A 19969-nucleotide genomic window follows, 5' to 3' on the forward strand; every position below is an offset into this window, starting at 1 on the left:
TTAGCCGAGCCCGGCCGCCGCCCGTGCCGCGCTCACCTCGCCACAACCACTGGAATGCCCTTTAACGCCCCCGCACCCTTCGCTTCTTCGAGCGCGCGTTGCACCGCCACGCCGGTCGCCGCATCGACGCCAACGCGCGCCGCGAGTTCGCGTTCGCTGCGCTTCACCGCGACGAGATTCGCCCGCTTCACATGACCATATCCGCGCACACGCGAATGCAGCTCCGCAAGCTGCGCGACGTCGTTCGCGTTATCGACGGTGAGGACCGTCATCGCGCGTTCGATCGTCGCCTGATAGTCGTCGGCGAGTTGCCGTTCCATCCGGCGCTCGATCGTGCGACCGAACGGATCGAGCGGCGTGTCGCGCAGGCCGCGGCAGGTCGCGAGCACACGCAGCACGGGCCACATCCATTGCCCGAAGGTCCGCTTGCGTGGCTGCGGGGTTAGCGCGCTCGCGGTGCGGCCGTTGCCGCTGCGGTGCGCCGCCCGCGACAACGCCGGCGGCGCCATATTGAACTTCACGCGAAAATCCTTGCCCGCGACGCCTTCGAATTGCGCTTCGAGCGCGTCACGGAACGCCGGATCGGCATAGAGCCGCGCGACTTCATATTCGTCTTTCACCGCGAGCAGACGATAGAACGTCGTCGCAACGGCGCGGCTCACGCGCTCGCCCGATGCATCCGGCGACCCGCACGCGCGCGCTTCCGCGCGCCGCGCCGCATCGACCAGCGCGCGATAACGCGTCACGTAGCGCCGCCCGCCGTACGCCGCGAGCCGCGTTTCGCGGTCCGCGAGCAGCGCGTCCAGCGTGGCGGCCGACTCGCTCTCGATCGCGCCGGGGCGCGGCAGCGGCGCGCCTGCATGCCGCTGCTGCCACACCATCTCGAGCGCCGCCGCGTCGCCCGCCGCCATCCGGCCGATCGAAAACGCTAGCTGATTCATCTGTACCGCGACATTGTTGAGTTCGATCGCCCGCATCATCGCCTCCAGCGAAACCGGCACCAGCCCAAGCTGCCATGCGAAACCCAGCATCAGAATGTTCGCGCCGATCGTGTCGCCGAGAAAACGCGTCGCCAGCGCCTGCGCGTCGCACGACGCGAGACGCTCGCTGCCCGCCGCGTGGCGCATCTTGTCGAGCAAGGCGCCAGCGTGCAGGTTCGCGTCGGGATTGCGCACGAAGGCCGCATTCGGAATCGCATGCGTATTGACGACGATGCGCGAGCGTCCATGCCGCACGGTCTGCAACGCATCGGCGCTCGCGCCGACCACCATGTCGCACGCGAGCAGCAGATCCGCCTGCTGCGTATCGATACGCACCTGGTTCAGCCATTCGTCGCGTGCGGCAAAGCGCACATAAGACAGCACCGAGCCGCCCTTCTGCGCAAAGCCCATGAAATCGAGCACCGACGCGCTCTTGCCTTCGAGATGCGCGGCCATGCTGATCAGCGCGCCGACCGTCACGACGCCGGTGCCGCCGACGCCGGTCACAAGGATGTCGTAGGGCGCGGCATCGAGCTTCGCGGCCGGGCGCGGCAGCGCATCGACGCGCGCGGCCAGCGCGTCGACGTCGAACGCGACGCCCGCGGCCTTCTTCAACGCGGCGCCCTCGACCGTGACGAAGCTCGGGCAAAAGCCGTTCACGCACGAATAGTCCTTGTTGCACGACGACTGGTCGATGCGGCGCTTGCGGCCAAGCGGCGTCTCGACCGGCTCGACCGACAGGCAGTTCGATTGCACGCCGCAATCGCCGCAGCCTTCGCACACGGCTTCGTTGATGAAGAGCCGCTTGTCCGGATCGGGGAATTCGCCTTTCTTGCGGCGGCGGCGCTTTTCAGCCGCGCAGGTCTGGTCGTAGATCAGCACGGTCACGCCTTCGATATCGCGCAACTGCCGTTGCACGGCGTCGAGTGCGCTGCGGTGATGAAACGTCGTGCCCTTCGGAAAGAGTTCGTGGTGACCATCGTACTTTTCGGGCTCGTCGCTTACGACGACGAAGTGCGACACGCCTTCGGCCTCGACCTGCCGCGCGATCTGCGGCACCGAGATGCTGCCGTCGACCGGCTGGCCGCCCGTCATCGCGACCGCATCGTTATAGAGGATCTTGTACGTGATCGTCGCTTGCGCCGCGACCGCCTGGCGGATCGCAAGGATGCCGGAGTGAAAGTAGGTGCCGTCGCCGAGGTTCTGGAACACATGGCGCGTCTTCGTGAACATCGAGTGCGCGGCCCAGTCGACGCCCTCGCCGCCCATCTGGATCAGCCCCGTCGTATCGCGCTCCATCCACGACGCCATGAAGTGGCAGCCGATACCGGCCTGCGCGATCGAGCCTTCGGGCACCTTCGTCGAGGTGTTGTGGGGGCAGCCCGAGCAGAAGTAAGGAATGCGCCGCACCGCGTCGGCTTCGTTCGCGAGGATCTGCGGCGCGACGAGATCGACGACGCGCTCGCGCCGGTCGAGCGCGGGCTTATGGCGCGCGAGCCAGCTCGCGAATACCGGCAAGATTCGCGAGGGCCGCAACTCGCCGAGTGCCGACAGCAGCGGCGTGCCGTCCTCCGCCTGCTTGCCGATCACCACGGGCCGGGCGCCGCTGTGCCGGTTGTATAAGTACTGCTTGATCTGCTGTTCGACGACCGGGCCTTTCTCTTCGATCACCAGCACTTCAGTCAGGCCGCCGACGAACGCATCGATGCGTGTCATCTCGAGCGGGAACGACAGGCCGACCTTGTAGATCCGCACGCCGGCCGCGTCGAGATCGGCGGCGGTCAGATCGAGGCGGCGCAGCGCTTCCATCAGGTCCAGATGCGCTTTGCCGCAGGTGACGATGCCGACGTTCGCATGCGGGCTCGGCGCGATCCATTTGTCGATGCTGTTGATCCGCGCAAAGTGCCGCACGGCGTCGAGCTTCGCCGCGAGGCGCGCTTCGATCGCGAGGCTCGGCAGATCGGGCCAGCGGTTGTGCAGGCCGCCCTCGGGCGTTCCCTCAGGCGCTCCCTCCGGCAGTCCTTCATGCATCGCGAAGTCGGCGCTCACGGTCCAGTCGGTGCGCAACGTATCAAGGTCGACGGTCGAGCCCGATTCGACCGTCTCCGAGATCGCCTTGAAGCCGATCCATGCGCCCGAAAAGCGCGACAGCGCCCAGCCGTAGAGGCCGAATTCGAGCATGTCGGCGATATTCGACGGATTCACGACCGGCATATGCCACGCCATCATCGCGAAGTCGCTCTGATGCGGCATCGACGACGACACGCAGCCGTGATCGTCGCCCGCCACCACGAGCACGCCGCCGTGCGGCGACGACCCATACGCGTTGCCGTGCTTCAGCGCGTCGCCGGCGCGGTCGACGCCGGGGCCTTTGCCGTACCACATCGCGAACACGCCATCGACGGTCCGTTCGGGGTCTGCCTCGGCGCGCTGCGTGCCCAATACCGCGGTGCCGCCAAGTTCTTCGTTGATCGCGGGCAGAAAGCGGATATCGTTCGCGGCGAGCAGCTTGCCGGCTTTCCACAATTGCTGATCGACCATGCCGAGCGGCGAGCCGCGATAGCCGCTGACAAAGCCTGCCGTGTTGAGCCCGCGCGCACGGTCGAGCGCGCGCTGCATCAGCACGAGGCGCACGAGCGCTTGCGTGCCGGTCAGGAAGAGGCGGCCGCGCGTCGCCGTCAGGTTGTCGGCAAGCCGGTAGCCGGCAAGTGCGGGCGCGCCGTCCGATGCGCGGTGCGAGGTGACGTCCGGGCCTGTGTTGCGGTTGGCGTCCGGGTTTGCCTCATCAGGCAGACGAGCGGTCATGGGGAGTCTCCGTATTTGCATCCGCATGCGACGTCGTCGAGTGCGCCGATGGGCGCATCGTCGACGATGCAGCGAAAGAGACTCTATTTTTTAGCGCCGATTGAAGCGATTTTTTGCTAACTTCGCGCAATGATCGAGCGGCGGCGCGATGGGGCAGGCGAATTCCAGCTTTTTTGAGATAAATTTGCCGAAGCCGGCGGATTCGCAGTGGCGAGAGGGTTCCGAGCCGCTCGCGGGCCGAAGCCCGCACAAGCCGCACAAGCGTTTACGCCTGCTCCGACCGGATCGCGTCGGTGGCCATCGGCGGCTCGAACGGCAGCACGTCGTGAAAGCGCGTGTAGTCCACGTGACTGATGCCGCCCTCTTCGCGTATCACATCGACATAGCGGTGCTGCCAGCGGATATCGCCGCTCGGCCATGAGTAGCGCGCCTGCATCGTCTGCGCGGTGTTTTCGTCGGAGCCTTCGATCGTAACCAGCACCTCGGCCCTCTGCTCCGCGAGCGATTCGGCCGTCTCGCCGAAGAGCGGACTTTGCTCGTCGATCACATGCATGAGGTTCCAGCTGAACACGAACAACGGGTGCTGGTCGCGCACGAGTTCGAGATCGCGAATCCGGCGAATGCGGTAACCCTCGGACGTCGTTTCCATGCGCATCAGCCGCAGGCGCGCGCGCGCTTCGGAGATCACGTTCTGGCGAGCGTTGGCCGCGCGCACCATTAGCGTCGCGCGGCCTTCGACCGGATGCACGACCGCGAGGCGCGCGAACATGATGTGCGCGCGCGGCCGCGAAAAGCGCGCGAACACCAGTCCGGTGGCCAGCGCAACGCCCGACATGCCGACAAAAATTTCGAGCGTCGCGACGAGATGCGCGTAGACCGTCTGCGGATGCATGTCGCCGTAGCCGACCGTCGCGAGCGTTTCGACGCTGAAGAAGAACGCGCCGATGAAGCCGGGCGGAGACTGGTTCGCAATCGGCGTATGGCCGAGCATGTAGAGCGACGCGAACGCGGTGTTGAGCACCAGAAACAACGCCGCGAGCGATGCGAAGAACGTCGGCCAGTTCATCGTCAGCGCGCGGTGATAGAGGTCTTGCCAGACGCGCAGCGGCAAGCCGTGCGTGACGATCGTGTGCGAGCGCACGCGCATCGTGCGGTCGGTCATACGGCCGCTGCGGTGAGGGGAGGGTTTCGGGTCGTCCTTTTGTTGTGACGTGCCACTCGGCGACATCGCGTTCTCACGTAGTTGAAAACGCGCAAAGCGTAGCACGCGGCAAACGGCCGTCAGGTTGATTTCCGTCGCGGCGCTTTATGGGAACGCACGCGGCTTCGGAATGCCTGCGCCATGATCGATATCGGCGACGGCCTGGCGCCGTGCGGACTCGACAGCCTCGGCTTCGGTCGCGTACCCCGCGTCGCCGCCGACGGTCGTCCAGCGCTGCACCGCGTGCTCGTTGTGCCGGATCTCGTACTCGGCATCCCAACGCGCGCCTTGCAGCGCGAGCGGACGGACGTGAATCGAATACACGCCGTAAAGGAAGAGCGGTTCAGCCATGTTCGTCTCCGCCTGCTGATAAGCGGAACGGGACGCCACATGCGGCGCTTGCGGCGCGCGCATGCCGCGCTCGCCCGCTAGAGTTCGATTTCGCCGAGGATCCGATGGGCGAGCGCCTTGGCCTCTTCAAGCGCTTCTTCGGAGCTGGCCGAGACGCTGCTGACTTCGTAGACCGTGTTTTCGGTCTCGTCGCCTTCATCGCGTTCGAGCGCGACGACGCCCTGATAGCGTCCACCGTCTACCGGCCGCACCGATGCCGTGGCCGTGTAGATCCCTTTCGTGTAGGTGACGTCCTCCATGATGCCTCTCCTTCAGAAGGAGATTCCATCGTAGCACGGCATGTCGACGCTTTCAGGGCGGTGGCGATCATGCCCGCGGGCCGTATGGCCTCGCGGGCTTGCAGCTTCAGTCGTTGAGCAGCGACACCACTTCGTCGAGCGTCGGCGAATGCGCGCCCGAGTGGCGGCAGGCGGCCGCGCCCGCCGCCAGCGCGAACGCGAGGTGCTCGTTCCACTTGCGTTGCGGCGCGCTCATGAGGCTGAACAGCAGGCCGCCGATCGACGCGTCGCCGGCGCCGACCGTGTCGACCACTTCGACGCGCGGCGGCGCCGCTTCGACAATCAGACCGCCGTCGATCAGCGTCGCCTTGTCCGCGCCGCGTGTGACGAGCACGATTGCGTCGGGGTTCATCGAGCGCAACTGGTCGAGCGCGTTCGCTTCGCTGGTTTTGAACAGCAGGCGCAGGTCTTCGTCGGACACCTTGATAAGGTCCGCGAGCGCGGCCATCTTGCGCAGCGTCGGCTCGTAGCCGTGCTCCATCAGGTTCCGGTAATTCGGGTCGAAGCTGATCTTCACGCCGCGCTCGCGCAGTTGCGCCGCGAGATTTGCGAGTGTCGCGCCGAGCGGCTGCCGCACAAGGCTGATGCAGCCGAAGTGCGCCCACTTCACCTGCGATTCCCAGCCCTCGGGCAGCAGCGCGGGGTCGAACGCGAGATCCGCGCTGTTCTCGCCCATAAAGAAGTACGCGGGCGGATGCGTCTGGTGGACGATCGCGAGCAGCGGCGGATGATCGACGCGCTGCATGAAGCGCATGTCGAGGCCGGCGGCGACGCTCGCATTCCACAGTTCGTCGGAGAAGCAGTCGGTGCCGAGCGAGCCGGCGCACGCGGTCGGCAGGCCCAGGCGCGCAACCGCGCGCGCGACGTTCCAGCCGGCGCCGCCCGGGTGCGACAGCCAGTGCGAGTCGCCGCTGCGCACGAGGTCGGTCAGGATGTCGCCGGCCGAGACGAAAACGGGTAATGCAGTACTCGCGGTCATGGTGCTCACCGTGCGGTTCGATTCAGAGGGGAAGCGGCCTGCGCGGTGGCGTCCGCGGTGTCGGCTTCTGCTGCGGGGGCCTGCAACGCGTGCATCAGCACTTCGTAGCAGGCGCCCATCGTGTGATAGTCGGTCTTGCCGGCGGGGCTCTTTTCATCGCTGTACTTGCGGTTGTCGCAGGTCAGGATGCGGTACCACGCGCCATAGCGGTGATCGACGAAATATGCCCAGCTGTAGCGCCACAGTTCGTCGTACCAGTCCCAGAAGCGCTCGTTGCCGGTGCGCTTGCCGAGCAGCGCCGCGGCCGCGAACGTCTCGGCCTGCACCCAGAAGTACTTGTCGTGGTCGCAGATCGTGCGGTCCGGGCCGAAGCCGTAATAGAGGCCGCCGTGGTCGTTGTCCCACGCGTACGTCATGGCCGCGTCGAACAGCTCGATGGCGCGCGGCAGCAGCCACGGCAACGGGCGGTGCCGCTCGAGAATCAGCAGGAGCTTGGCCCATTCGGTCTGGTGACCGGGCTGAAAACCCCACGGCCGGAAGATGTTCGAACTGTCTTCCTCGTTGTAATGCCAGTCGACCGACCAGTCCGCGTGATAGTGCTCCCACACGAGGCCCTGCGACAGCTTCGCCTGGCGAATCGTCATGTTGGTCGCGACGCGTTCGGCGCGGTCCAGATAGACGAGATGACCGGTCGCTTCATACGCGGCAAGCAGCGCTTCGGTGGTGTGCATGTTCGCGTTCTGGCCGCGATACGTGCTCACGTGCCAGTCGGGCGTCGCTTCGTCGGCGTAAAGGCCCGCGGCCGCGTCCCAGAAGCGGTGCTCCATCAGGTCGAAGGTCGCGGCGATCATCGGCTTTGCTTCTTCGATGCCCGCCCTATACGCATGCGCGTACGCCAGCAGCACGAACGCGAGGCCGTAGCAGTGGCGCGTGCCGTCGAGCGTGCGTTTGTGGCCGTCGCGCCATTCGAGCTCCCAGTCGTAGCCCTCGTTGTGCGCGTCCCAATGCGCGTCGCGCAGGAACTTCAGGCCGTGGCGCGCGTATTCGAGATGCTGCGGATCGCCGAATTGCCGGTATGCCATCGCGTAATTGAACACATAGCGGCAGCTGCTGACGAGGTGGCGCGTCGTGCGGTCGTAGATCGAGCCGTCGTCGCGCAGGAAGTGGAAAAAGCCGCCGCTCGGATCGAGCACATTCGGCGCGTAGAAGGCGAGCGTGTGCCGGATATGCGCGAGCAGAAAGTCGCGGTCGCGGTAGCTCCTGACCGGCGGCACATTGGTCCCGGTCGCCGGGTCGGAAAGAAGGGTGGCGGATTGAGTCATGACGGAGTCACCGATGTACTGGCGCGGACAACAAGATTGACGGGCAGGCGCACTTCCGGTTCGGCCGGATCCTCTTCGAGCAGCAGTTCGATGCCGCGCCGGCCGAGCGCTTCCTTGTCGACCGCGATCGTCGACAGCGGGGGCGTGGCGTGCGCGGCGGCGGGGATATCGTCGAAGCCGATGATCGCGATGTCGTCGGGCACACGCAGGCCGCGCGCGATGCACGCGCGCAGCGCGGCGAGCGCCGCGGCGTCGTTATACGCAAAGACCGCGTCGGGCTTCGGGCCTGCCGCATCGAGCAGGCGCTGCATCGCAAGCGCCGCGCCCGTGGCCGGGTCGAGCCCCGCGTCGATCGTCACTTCGAGCGACGGATCGAACAGCAGCCCGGCTTCGAAAAACGCGCGGCGGTAGCCGAGCGCGCGCTGCGCGATGCTGTAGTGCGCGAGCGATCCGCCGATAAACGCGATGCGCGTGCGCTTTTGCGCGAACAGGTGGCGCATCGCGAGCGCGGCGCCCGTTGCGTTGTCGAGGTTCACCGAGCGCAGGCCCGGTGCCCACAGGTCGATCAGCACGAGCGGGCGCTGCATCGCGGCGAGCGTCGCAAGCGTTTCGGGCTCGACGAAGCCGGCCACCGCGATCGCATCGGGCGCGTGCAGACGCATTTGCTGCGCGACGTCTTCGGTCGGCCCGGCGGTCAGCACCGACGGCACGATGCCGCGTTCGCGGCATGCGTCTTCGACGCCATGCAGCACGTGCGAGAAAAACGGGCTCGCAGCGAAATTGTTGTGCTGGCGATGCAGCAGGAACGTGAGCCGGCGAATGCGCGGGCGCAATTGGGCGGCGTCGTAGCCGAGCCGGCGCGCCGCTTCGACGACGCGTACGCGCGTCGCGTCGGAGAGGCCCGGCTGGTTTTTCAGTGCGCGCGAGACGGTGCCGATCGACACGCTGGCCTCGCGGGCGACGTCGCGAATCGTAGTTGCCATGAATGATTGGGAGGCCGGACGCGAAGCACGCGACGCGGCAGAATTCGAGTTCGGCGATTGTATAGTAAAACGTTTCTCAAAAACCCTCAAAATGGCCGTTCGGACACGCGTAAATACCCGTATAAGAAGGGTTTGAATGGTAAGTGCGTGTTTAGTAAAAATGCTAAACAGATCACTTGATCTGGACCGGTTCAGGTGAAGCGGTGACCCGCTCAAGCGGCTGCCTCGGCGAGGCGCGCATGCGCGAACAGCGCGCAGCTTCCGTTCGGAGGAAGCGCGCGGCGTCGAGATGTCTATCGCGTTCGGACAAGGGGTGCGGGGCGAGCCGGCGTTCGCCCGGCGGTAAAGCGGGAAGGCTGCGTGAAGGCCGCGTGAAGGTCGTGAGCGGCGCTCAGTCGATCGCCATATGCGTGGCTTCGGCGCGGCTATGCATCAGCGTCGCGCTTTCGCTCGCGTCGATCAGCACGAGGCCGGACGCTTCATGTTTCGCGCGGCGTTTCGCGAGCGCCGCAATCGATGCGATGTCCTCGCTCGTGCGCGGCGCGTGGGTCGTGTCCGGCCGCACATGCACACAGCCGATCGCCATCGTGACGAAGCCGAAGAAGGTCGGATTGCCGCGCCGGTCCTCGCCATGGATGCCGCCGGCGAGACGGTCGTCGGGTGCGTAGAAGCGCTGCGCGCCCTCGTTGAACGCATGAATCGCGCGCTGCGCGCGCTCGATGCAATCGTCGCTCTGAAACAGGATCAGGAAATCGTCGCCGCCGACGTGGCCGAGAAAATCGCGGGTCGGCTCGCAGACGTCCGCGAGTACCGCGGCGGCGAACTTCAGCACTTCATCGCCTTGCCAGTAGCCGTACTGGTCGTTGAACGGCTTGAAGTGGTTCAGGTCCACATAGCACGCGTAGAAGCCGGCGCCGTTGCTGAGCAACCGTGCAATGTGCGAGCTGATCGGAATATTGCCCGGCAGGAACGTGAGCGGATTCGCATAGCGCGCCGCTTCGATGCGCACCTCGGTCACCGCGCGCACGAGGTTTTCGCCGGTGCCGAGGCCCGCGTATTTGCCTTGGTCGGTAATCACGAAGCCGTCGGCGAGATAGCGCTGGTCGTCGCTGGCGAGCAATTTCGCCATCTGCTCGACCGTCATCGATTTTTCGATGATGACGGGCGACGCATTCGCGAACAGCAGGCACGGCCGCTTGCCGAACAGCTCGCGGTGATACGGCAGCGCGTAGCGATCCATAAACGCGCGCCGGTTGATCAGCGCAACCGGCACGTCGCGCTCGACCACCGCGACCGCATGCAGGTGCGGCAGCCGGTTGAACAGCTCGAGCACGTCGTTGTTGGTTGCATGGCGCGGCATGGCGGGCGCCTCGACCATCATCTTCGCGGACGCCATGCCGCCCGACGGCGACGCGGCGAGCGTGCGCGTCGCTTCCGGAAACACCGCGATATGGCCCGCGCGAATGGCCTGCCGCGCGTCGTCGGCGACCTTGCGTGACGGCTGTGCGTGCGGCTTGCCGAAGAAATAGCCTTGCCCGCAGCCGATCCCCATATCGCGCACGACGATCAGATCCGCTTCGTTCTCGATGCCCTCGGCGACGAGCGTCGCGCCGCTCGCATTCGCGAAGTACTGCATCGCCTTCACCGCTTCGAATTTCAGCGGATCGCTCGCGATGTCGTGAATGAAGAAGCGGTCGATCTTCACGAGGTCGGGCCGCAGCCGCACCCACAGATTCATGCTTGCGTTCGCGGTGCCGTAGTCGTCGAGCGCGAATTGCGCACCGGCGGTGCGCAGCGTCGCGATCGCGGGCAGCACATGGTTGACGTCGGGAATCGCGCTCCGCTCGGTGAGCTCGATGACGATGCGGCTCGCGTCGACGCCGAGGCGCCGCAGGAGCGCGAACGTTTCGTCACGCGCGTCGGCGAGCTGGCGAATCGCGCCGGCGCTGAAATTCAGGAACAGCTTGCCGTCGTAGTGAAGCCGCGCGAATGCCTCGATGCAGGTATGCGCGGCCGCATGTTCGAGCGGAATCACCGCGTCTTCAGCCGCTGCCTGCGTGAAGAGCGCGACCGGCGTCTCGAGATCCGAGCCCGCCGGCCCGCGTATCAGTCCCTCATAACCAACGATCGCGCCGCCGTCGAAATCGACGATCGGCTGAAACACGGCGGACAAGCTGCGCTGGGCAATCAGATCTGCAATGCGGCAAGCGCTGGACCGGGCGGGCGAGCGAAGTGACATGACGGACAGCCGGACAGGGGACGTTCGGCATATCGGCGGCAGTGCTGAAGACTTGAATGAACTTTTGATGAATTTCGCATAAATGCGGCGTTCGTCTTACGCGAACGGTCTCGCGCTTTTTGCCTATCCCATCCGGCCAGGCTGACGGCGCACGTGTGCGCGCGGTCAAATAGCGTCGCAACAACACACGAGCAACGACGGCACGCAAAACAACAGCCGCCTTGAAAGCCGCACTACGCGGCTTGCGAAAACAGTCTCAGGGAGAGAGTGAATGAAGGTCTTATCACGGTCGAGGACCCACCCCGCCGCCGACGGCAGCCGCTGCGTCCTGCTTTCCGGCGCGCTTCTGGGCGTTCGTTTCGCGCGCGCCCCAGCGTTGGGCGAGCGCGGCGCAGGTCATCAGCTGGATCTGGTGGAACAGCATGAGCGGCAGCACGGCCGCGCCGACCGCATGGGTCGCGAAGATCACCTTCGCCATCGGCACGCCGGCGGCGAGGCTTTTCTTCGAACCGCAGAAGACGATCGTAATCTGGTCGGCGCGGTTAAAGCCGAGGCGCTTGCTGATCAACATCGTGAGCGTAAGCGCGAGCGCGAGCAGCACCGCACACGCGACCAGCAGCCCGCCAAGCGCCGAAAGCGGAATGTGGTGCCACAGGCCTTCGGTTACCGCTTCGCTAAACGCGGCGTACACCACGAGCAGGATCGAGCCCTGGTCGACGTACTTGAGCACGCCGCGGTTGCGGTCAATCCAGCTGCCGATCATCGGGCGCAGCAGCTGGCCGGCGACGAACGGCACGAGCAGCTGAAGCACGATGTTCCAGACGGTATGCCATGGCGACACGCCGCCGGCCGTCTGGCTCGCGACGATGATGCTCACGAGCGCGGGCGTGACGACAATACCGAGCAGGCTCGAAGCGGACGCGCTGCATACGGCGGCTGGGACGTTCCCCTTGGCTATCGACGTGAAGGCGATCGACGACTGAACCGTCGACGGCAGCGTGCAAAGGAAGAGGATGCCGATATAGAGCGATGGCGTGACGATCGGCGCAAGAAGCGGCTTGAGCGCGAGGCCGAGCAGCGGAAACAGCGCGAACGTGCTTAGCAGCACGACGACGTGCAGGCGCCAGTGGGTCGCGCCTGCGACGATCGCCTCGCGCGACAGCTTGGCGCCGTGCAGAAAGAACAGCAGGCCGATCGCGATATCCGTGACCCAGTTGAACGCCACTGCGGCTTGCCCGTGAACGGGCAGCAGGCTGGCGAGAATCACCGTGCCGACGAGGCACAGTGTGAAGTTGTCCGGAAGCAGTTTCGGGCGGGCCATCTTTGGAATCTCGATGCGAGGAAAGCACACGGCATTAGGGAAAACGCTTATTTTCCATGCATTGGGATTAAATATGCAAATTCATTTGACGAATTGATTGATGCGCTTGATGCATGAAAGGTGGCGGTCACCTTTTTGAAACTTGCGGGTCGATGCGCTGACGGCGGACGCGCCGGAGGCGATTCATGCCTCGGAAAATATGCTCTTTGGTGTTGGCGAACGGATGGTGCGGGTCTAGCAGATACGGCGCCAATGTTGCCCGTTTCCGCCGCTCGCGATCGGACTTTTCCGCCCCCTTTTAATCGTCAGGAAAATCGCTGACAGGCCCGTCTGACGTGCGTTTCAGACAATCCATTTATCAGAAAAATGAGGCGGTAACATGGTGTTACAACCCTGCTCAGGGCATAACACTTTTTGCCTCGACAGTGCCAGGAGCCCCCCATAAATTACTGCTGAAAGGCCATTGGGACGCCCGCAATTCCGAATAACCGGAACGCGGTTTCGCAGCGTTCCATTCAGCAGGCAAATGATCGTGAGTGCAGGGTTTTCTCGAGCGAGGTACTGGCTTTCGGGCGCGTTGGTCGCGGCCGCCGTTTCGCTCGCCCATGCCAGCCCGGCGCTCGCGCCGCGTGGTGCGGCACTCCACAACGCGAACGCAACATATCGCGCATACAGCGCGACGCTCGTCGTCGCGCCGCACGCTCCCGCCGCGTTCGACGTTCTCAATGGTTCGTACAAGCTCCAGGCTGACGTGCATCCCGCCGCGCAATACGCCGGCGTTCAATACGCAGGCGCGATTACGCCGGTCAGTACCGAAACGCGTGGCGCGCCGCGCCCACCGTCGAACAGCCAGGCGATGCACACGGGGTCGATTCGCGACGATGTCGCGCGCTACAACGAAGAGCGCGTGTCACGTCAGATCGCGCATCCTCCGGGCGAAGGCAGCCGGCCGCCTGGACCGTCGCCCTACCGCAACTAAGGGCAACCACGGGCAACTAAAGGCAACTAAGGCAACCAAGGCCCGCTGAGCGCATCTGAGCGCAACAAGCCCCGCTGTTCGAGCGCCCTGACCCGAGGCGCATCCCGCAAGCCAATCCTCCGATTGATGCAACCGCACCACACCGTGCCGAGCGCGCGGTATTGCTGATCCGGTTCACCATCCGCACGCATTCTCCGTGCGGCGCCGCAACATAAAGCGCGTCTGCGTCTCCTTTGAACAGATCGATCTCCACTGCGGCTGCGCGCGCAAGGCGCAAGCCCTGATGCCGCACCGCAAGCAGCACCCCTGTCGACGCATTCCTTCAACACTGGTCAGTCAACCAAACTATCGAGCGCGCTATACCCGCAATAAGCCCCCGCGTTTTTGTCCAGAAAAATGACCGGCAAAGATGGCTCAGCCCAGATTGGCTCGACCTCCGCACCGGCTCCTCGTGACGGATCGGCGAGCGCCCCGCCGCACAGCCTCATCCAATGGACAAAGACAGGAGAACCCATGAAAACTGCGGTCAGCCGTGCCATCAGCTGGTCATCACGCACGGTGCTGAAGGCGGGCGCCATTGTCGCGCTTGCGGCCGGCGCGGCTTTGCCGGCGCATGCGCAATCGAGTGTGCAACTCTACGGTCAGGTCGACGAATGGGTCGGCGCCCAGAAATTTCCGGGCGGCGAGCGCGCGTGGCAGGTGTCGGGCGGCGGCATGTCGACGTCGTACTGGGGCATGAAGGGCGCCGAAGATCTCGGCGGCGGCGTCAAGGCGATCTTCACGCTCGAGGACTTCTTTCGCGGGCAGAACGGCCGCTACGGGCGCTTCGACGGCGATACGTTTTTTGCGCGCAATGCGTATCTGGGCATCGAATCGCCATGGGGCACGGTGACGGCCGGGCGGCTGACCACGCAGCTCTTCGTGTCGACCATTCTCTTCAATCCGTTCATCGATTCGTACGTGTTCTCGCCGATGGTCTATCACGTGTTCCTTGGCCTCGGCACATTCCCGACCTATACGACGGACCAGGGCGTGGTCGGCGATTCGGGCTGGAATAACGCGATCCAGTTCTCGTCGCCAAGCTTCAACGGCCTTTCCGGCAGTGCGATGTACGCGTTCGGCAATACGGCCGGACAGAACGGTGCCAAAAAATACAGCGTGCAGTTCCTGTACTTCAACGGCCCGTTCGCGGTGACCGGCGTGTACCAGTACGTCAACTTCAATAACGATCCGGCGGACCTCGGCACGCTTGTTTCGGGTATGAAAAGCCAGGGCGTCGGGCAATTCGGCGTGACCTACGACCTCAAGTTCGTCAAGTTCTACGGCCAGTACATGTACACGAAGAACGACCAGCAGACCGGCAGCTGGCACGTCGATACCGCACAGGGCGGCCTGACCGTGCCGGCGGGGCCCGGCACGGTGATGGCGTCGTATGCGTACTCGCGCGACAGCGGCGGGCTCGATCAGACGCGTCAGACCGCGGCGATCGGCTACGACTATCCGCTGTCGAAACGCACCGACGTGTACGCGGCCTACCTGTACGACCATTTCTCCGGCCAGTCGAGCGGCGACACATTCGGAATCGGCATGCGCACGAAGTTCTGAGCGGCGTCCGGCGCGGATTGGCGCGGCGACAGCGCTTTGCTGACCAGTCTTTGATAAAGTCCGCAGGAGTTCAACGATTGATTCCTGTCGCGAGCGATTGCTTATGGACACGCTCATCAGCATGAAAGTGTTTCGTTATGTCGTCGAAATCGGCAGCTTTGTCGGTGCTGCGGAGCGGATGGATATGTCGGCGGCGATGGCGAGCAAGCATGTGATGCATCTCGAACAGCAGCTCGGCGCGCGGCTGCTGAACCGCACGACGCGCCGCGTCGCGCCGACGGAAGCCGGCCGCGAATACTACGAGCGGCTCAGCCAGGTGCTGGCCGAACTCGACGAAGCGGAGCAGGCGGTCGGCGCGGCGAGCGTCGTGCCGCAGGGCCGGCTGCGCGTGTCGTCGCTGTCGGCGTTCGGTCTGCGTCATGTGATGAGCGCGACCGCCGACTATGCGACGCTGCATCCGCAAGTCACCGTCGACATCACGCTGTCGGACCGCGTCGTCGAGATGATCGACGAGGGCTTCGATGTGGCGATCCGCGCGTCGCCGGCGGGGTTGAAGTCGTCGTCGCTGATTGCGCGGCAGGTGGCCACCGCGCATATCGTGTTGTGCGCGTCGCCCGATTATCTGCAGCGGCATGGCGTGCCGAAGACGCTCGCCGATCTCGCGCGGCACAACTTCATCGAATATTCAGGCGTGTCGGCACAGGATCTCGTGACGGCGGCGAACGCGGGCAGCGCGCCATTGCGGCTCACCGGCAATCTGGTCGTCAATCACCTCGAGGCGCTGCGCGTGGTCGTCCTGCAAGGCGCCGCAATCGCGCTGCTCGGCACTGAAGTGGTCGGCGACGATATTGCCGCGGGGCGGCTCGTGCCGCTGCTCGTCGACCTGCTGCCGCCGCGCGAACTGCCGATTCACGTGATGTATGCGAGCCGGCGCCATGTGTCGGCGAAAGTGCGGTCATTCGTCGATTTCCTCGCCGACCGGTTCTCGAACGAATCGCTGTGGCCTACGCTCGAACAGGTGCGAACGCTGGCAGCAAGCTAGCGCGGCCACCGTTGGCGCGAACCCGTTTCGATATACTGCTTGCAGCACCCGCGCTGCGTGACCGCCGCCGCGCTGCGTCAATAATGCAGGCATCGCGCATCGTCACGCACCCATCGATCCGGGGGAGACATGACTGATCTTTCCACGCCGCAACGCGCCGGCGGCGCCGCGCTATCCGGCGAGGCGCCAGCAAGCCAGTCACCGCAACGGGCTGTTCAACTGCCCGAGCAGCCCGGGCGGCGCGCACGGCCCGCGCGTCTGCGCTTTGTCACGGCGGCCGCGCTGTTCGACGGCCACGACGCGTCGATCAACATCATCCGCCGCATGTTGCAGGCAAGCGGCGTCGAAGTGATTCATCTGGGACACAACCGCTCCGTCGAGGAAGTGGCGACCGCCGCGTTGCAGGAAGACGCGGACGGCGTCGCGGTGTCGAGTTATCAGGGCGGCCACGTCGAATATTTCCGCTATCTCGTCGATTTACTGCGCGCGCGCGGCGGCGAGCGGATCAAGGTGTTCGGCGGCGGCGGCGGTGTGATCGTGCCCGACGAGATCGACGAACTCGAACGCTATGGCGTCGAGCGGATCTATTCGCCGCACGACGGACAGCGCCTCGGTTTGCAGGGCATGATCGACGATATGATCGCGCGCTGTTCGAACGCGGCGCGCGACGAAAATGAAGGTGAAGGTGAAAACGCCGGGCCGCGCATTGCTGCGCGACTCGCCAGCGATATCGCGCATGCATTGCATGCAGCAGACCCCCTCGCAGGCGATACGTCAAAGCCCGCGCACAGCGCGGCAGAACACGCCACAGATGCCAACGGCATGGTCTTCCGCAAACTGGCGCACCTGATCACCCATCTCGAAACGAGCGCCGATGCCGAAGCCGTGCGCGCCGCGCTCGCACCGCACGCGCAATCCGCCCACGCCCCGGTGCTCGGCATCACCGGCACCGGCGGCGCGGGCAAATCCTCGCTGACCGACGAACTGATCCGCCGCTTTCGCCTCGACTACGACGATGCACTGACAATCGCCGTGCTCGCGATCGACCCGTCGCGCCGCAAGTCCGGCGGCGCGTTGCTCGGCGACCGCATCCGCATGAATGCGATCGGCGACTGGGGGGCGGGCGCGCGCGTGTTCATGCGCTCGATGGCGACGCGCGAAGCGTCGAGTGAAATCTCCGACGCGTTGCCCGACGCGATTGCCGCGTGCAAGGCGGCGGGCTTCGATCTGATCATCGTCGAGACGTCGGGTATCGGTCAGGGCGACGCCGCGATCGTGCCGCATGTCGACGAATCGCTGTACGTGATGACGCCCGAATTCGGCGCGGCCAGCCAGCTCGAGAAGATCGACATGCTCGATTTCGCGGACTTCGTCGCGATCAACAAGTTCGACCGCAAGGGCGCGGCCGATGCGCTGCGCGACGTCGCGAAGCAGGTGCAGCGCAATCGCGGCGAATTCTCGACGGCGCCAGCCGGCATGCCGGTATTCGGCACGATCGCGTCGCGCTTCAACGACGACGGTGTGACCGCGCTCTATCAGCGCGTCGCCCGCGCGCTGCGCACACGCGGACTGCGCGAAGGCAGCGCGCGGCTGCCGACGCTCGATGGCGTGCGTCATTCGAGCGGGCGTCATGCGATCGTGCCACCCGAGCGTGTGCGCTACCTGTCGGATGTCGCGCAAACGGTGCGCGACTATCGTTCGTATGCGCACGCGCAAGCACGCGTCGCGCGCGAGCGCTGGCAACTGATGGAGACGCGCCGCATGCTGGCCGAAAGTGCCGCCGAACCCGCGGATTCCGCTGCCGTTCCATCGCAAGCTGGCGACAGCGAAGGCGAACGCGAAGGCGATCGCCAGCGTGCGAGCGAAACCGGTTTCCCCGTCACGACTTCGCAAAAACTCGACGCACTGATCGCAGCGCGCACGGCGCAGCTCGGCGCATCCGAAAGGGCCTTGCTTGACACATGGCCGCACACCGTCGCCGCGTATTCGGGCGACGAACACGTCGTGACGATTCGCGACCGCGAAATCCGCACCGCGCTGACGGTCGACACGCTGTCGGGCAGCGTGATACGCAAGGTGTCGCTGCCGAAGTTCAGCGACCCGGGCGAGATCCTGCGCTGGCTGATGCTCGAAAACCTGCCCGGCTATTTCCCGTACACAGCCGGCGTATTTCCGTTCAAGCGCGAGAACGAAGACCCGACCCGCATGTTCGCGGGCGAAGGCGATCCGTTCCGCACGAACCGCCGCTTCAGGCTGCTTTCGGCGGGCATGCCGGCCAAGCGTCTGTCGACGGCGTTCGATTCGGTCACGCTTTACGGCGAAGAGCCGCACGAGCGCCCGGACATCTACGGCAAGGTCGGCAATTCGGGCGTGTCGGTCGCCACGCTCGACGATATGAAAGCGCTCTACGACGGCTTCGATCTCTGCGCGCCGGACACGTCCGTATCGATGACGATCAACGGCCCGGCGCCGGCGATTCTCGCCATGTTCTTCAATGTCGCGATCGACCAGCAGATCGGCCTCGCGCGCGAACGCGCACGCGAAGCGGGCCGCGAGCCATCCGCGGAAGAACTCGCGGCCGCGCGTCGCATGGCATTGCAAAACGCGCGCGGTACCGTGCAGGCCGACATCCTCAAGGAGGACCAGGGGCAAAACACCTGCATTTTCTCGACCGAATTCAGCCTCAAGGTGATGGGCGACATCCAGGCGTACTTCGTCGAACACGGCGTACGAAACTTCTATTCGGTCTCGATTTCCGGTTACCACATCGCCGAGGCCGGTGCGAACCCGATCTCGCAGCTTGCGTACACGCTTGCGAACGGCTTCACGTATGTCGAGGCGTATCTTGCGCGCGGCATGCCGATCGACGATTTCGCGCCGAATCTGTCGTTCTTCTTTTCGAACGGCATGGACCCCGAGTACACGGTGCTCGGCCGCGTCGCGCGCCGCATCTGGTCGGTCGCGCTGCGCGAGCGCTACGGCGCGAACGAGCGCAGCCAGAAGCTCAAATACCACGTGCAGACGTCGGGCCGCAGCCTGCATGCGCAGGAAATCGACTTCAACGATATTCGCACGACGTTGCAGGCGCTGATCGCGATCTACGACAACTGCAACTCGTTGCATACGAACGCGTTCGACGAAGCGATCACGACGCCGACCGAAGAGTCGGTGCGGCGCGCGGTGGCGATCCAGCTGATCATCAACCGCGAGTGGGGGCTCGCGAAGAGCCAGAATCCGAACCAGGGCAGCTTCGTCATCGACGAATTGACGGACCTGGTCGAAGCGGCGGTGCTCGCCGAATTCGACCGGCTCACCGAGCGCGGCGGCGTGCTCGGCGCGATGGAGACCGGCTATCAGCGCGGACGCATTCAGGACGAGTCGATGCTCTACGAGCATCGCAAGCACGATGGGTCTTATCCGATTGTCGGCGTGAATGCGTTTCTTGGCGCGCATCCGCATGAAGCGCCGCCGCCGATCGCCCTTGCGCGCTCGACCGAAGACGAGAAGCAAGGTCAGCTCGGAAGGCTGCGCGCATTTCAGCAGCGTCATCGCGATGCGGCGCCCGCGCTGCTCGAGCGCTTGCAGCAGGCGGTGATCGACGATCAGAACGTGTTCGCGGTGCTGATGGATGCGGTGCGGGTCTGCTCGCTCGGGCAGATCACGCATGCGTTATTCGAGGTGGGCGGGCAGTATCGCCGCAATATGTAATTTTCTGAGAAATCCGCAAGTGTTTGGGCATATTCCTATTGGTGCCCCACCTGTTTCCCCAGATTATCCATCCGCTCTTTCGGAGCGCTAACAACGCTCGCTTATCGCGAGCGAGG

The 19969-nt window shown here is 65.0% G+C and carries 13 protein-coding genes; 4 read left to right on the forward strand and 9 right to left on the reverse strand.

The window, feature by feature from the left end:
• Positions 1–32 precede the first annotated feature (32 nt).
• The 9 genes from ACYPXD_RS30735 to ACYPXD_RS30775 form a co-directional block, all read right to left on the reverse strand.
• Entirely contained in the window at positions 33–3785 is a 3753-nt protein-coding gene (locus ACYPXD_RS30735) for an indolepyruvate ferredoxin oxidoreductase family protein (protein WP_459720794.1), read from the reverse strand.
• A gap of 265 nt (positions 3786–4050) precedes the next feature.
• Positions 4051–4947, reverse strand: a complete 897-nt coding sequence (locus ACYPXD_RS30740) for an ion channel (RefSeq protein ID WP_459720797.1) — start codon at positions 4945–4947, stop codon at positions 4051–4053.
• Positions 4948–5091: 144 nt separating this feature from the next.
• Positions 5092–5337, reverse strand: a complete 246-nt coding sequence (locus ACYPXD_RS30745; RefSeq protein ID WP_219798246.1) for a hypothetical protein — start codon at positions 5335–5337, stop codon at positions 5092–5094.
• Between the two features lie 77 nt (positions 5338–5414).
• Positions 5415–5636 carry a hypothetical protein gene (locus ACYPXD_RS30750; protein WP_459720801.1) on the reverse strand — a complete coding sequence of 74 codons (222 nt, stop codon included), beginning with the start codon at positions 5634–5636 and terminating at the stop codon, positions 5415–5417.
• A gap of 106 nt (positions 5637–5742) precedes the next feature.
• On the reverse strand, positions 5743–6654 hold the full coding sequence (locus ACYPXD_RS30755; protein WP_459720805.1) for a carbohydrate kinase family protein: 912 nt from the start codon (positions 6652–6654) through the stop codon (positions 5743–5745).
• Between the two features lie 5 nt (positions 6655–6659).
• Positions 6660–7976: an AGE family epimerase/isomerase gene (locus tag ACYPXD_RS30760; RefSeq protein WP_459720808.1), complete on the reverse strand. Its 1317-nt coding sequence runs from the start codon at positions 7974–7976 to the stop codon at positions 6660–6662.
• Positions 7973–8959: a LacI family DNA-binding transcriptional regulator gene (locus tag ACYPXD_RS30765; RefSeq protein WP_459720811.1), complete on the reverse strand. Its 987-nt coding sequence runs from the start codon at positions 8957–8959 to the stop codon at positions 7973–7975. Before ACYPXD_RS30765 ends, ACYPXD_RS30760 begins: the two co-directional genes overlap by 4 nt.
• 391 nt (positions 8960–9350) lie before the next feature.
• Positions 9351–11198: a GGDEF domain-containing protein gene (locus ACYPXD_RS30770; protein ID WP_459720815.1), complete on the reverse strand. Its 1848-nt coding sequence runs from the start codon at positions 11196–11198 to the stop codon at positions 9351–9353.
• A 283-nt stretch (positions 11199–11481) separates the two neighbouring features.
• Positions 11482–12519 (reverse strand): bile acid:sodium symporter family protein, encoded by a 1038-nt coding sequence (locus tag ACYPXD_RS30775; RefSeq protein ID WP_459720819.1) that lies wholly within the window; start codon positions 12517–12519, stop codon positions 11482–11484.
• Between the two features lie 526 nt (positions 12520–13045).
• On the opposite strand from ACYPXD_RS30775, the gene ACYPXD_RS30780 reads away from it, so the two are divergent.
• From ACYPXD_RS30780 to ACYPXD_RS30795, 4 genes are all read left to right on the forward strand, one after another.
• Positions 13046–13498, forward strand: coding sequence for a hypothetical protein (locus tag ACYPXD_RS30780; RefSeq protein ID WP_459720823.1), 453 nt, complete (start codon positions 13046–13048; stop codon positions 13496–13498).
• Positions 13499–14011: 513 nt separating this feature from the next.
• The gene (locus ACYPXD_RS30785) at positions 14012–15103 is read left to right on the forward strand and encodes a porin (protein WP_459720826.1); all 1092 of its coding nucleotides are present in this window, start codon (positions 14012–14014) and stop codon (positions 15101–15103) included.
• 103 nt (positions 15104–15206) lie between these two features.
• A complete protein-coding gene (locus tag ACYPXD_RS30790) occupies positions 15207–16145 on the forward strand; it encodes a LysR family transcriptional regulator (protein WP_459720829.1) in 939 nt (312 codons plus the stop codon).
• 129 nt (positions 16146–16274) lie between these two features.
• Positions 16275–19853 carry a methylmalonyl-CoA mutase family protein gene (locus ACYPXD_RS30795; RefSeq protein WP_459720832.1) on the forward strand — a complete coding sequence of 1193 codons (3579 nt, stop codon included), beginning with the start codon at positions 16275–16277 and terminating at the stop codon, positions 19851–19853.
• Positions 19854–19969 lie beyond the last annotated feature (116 nt).

This window comes from Paraburkholderia sp. 2C (assembly GCF_054589215.1).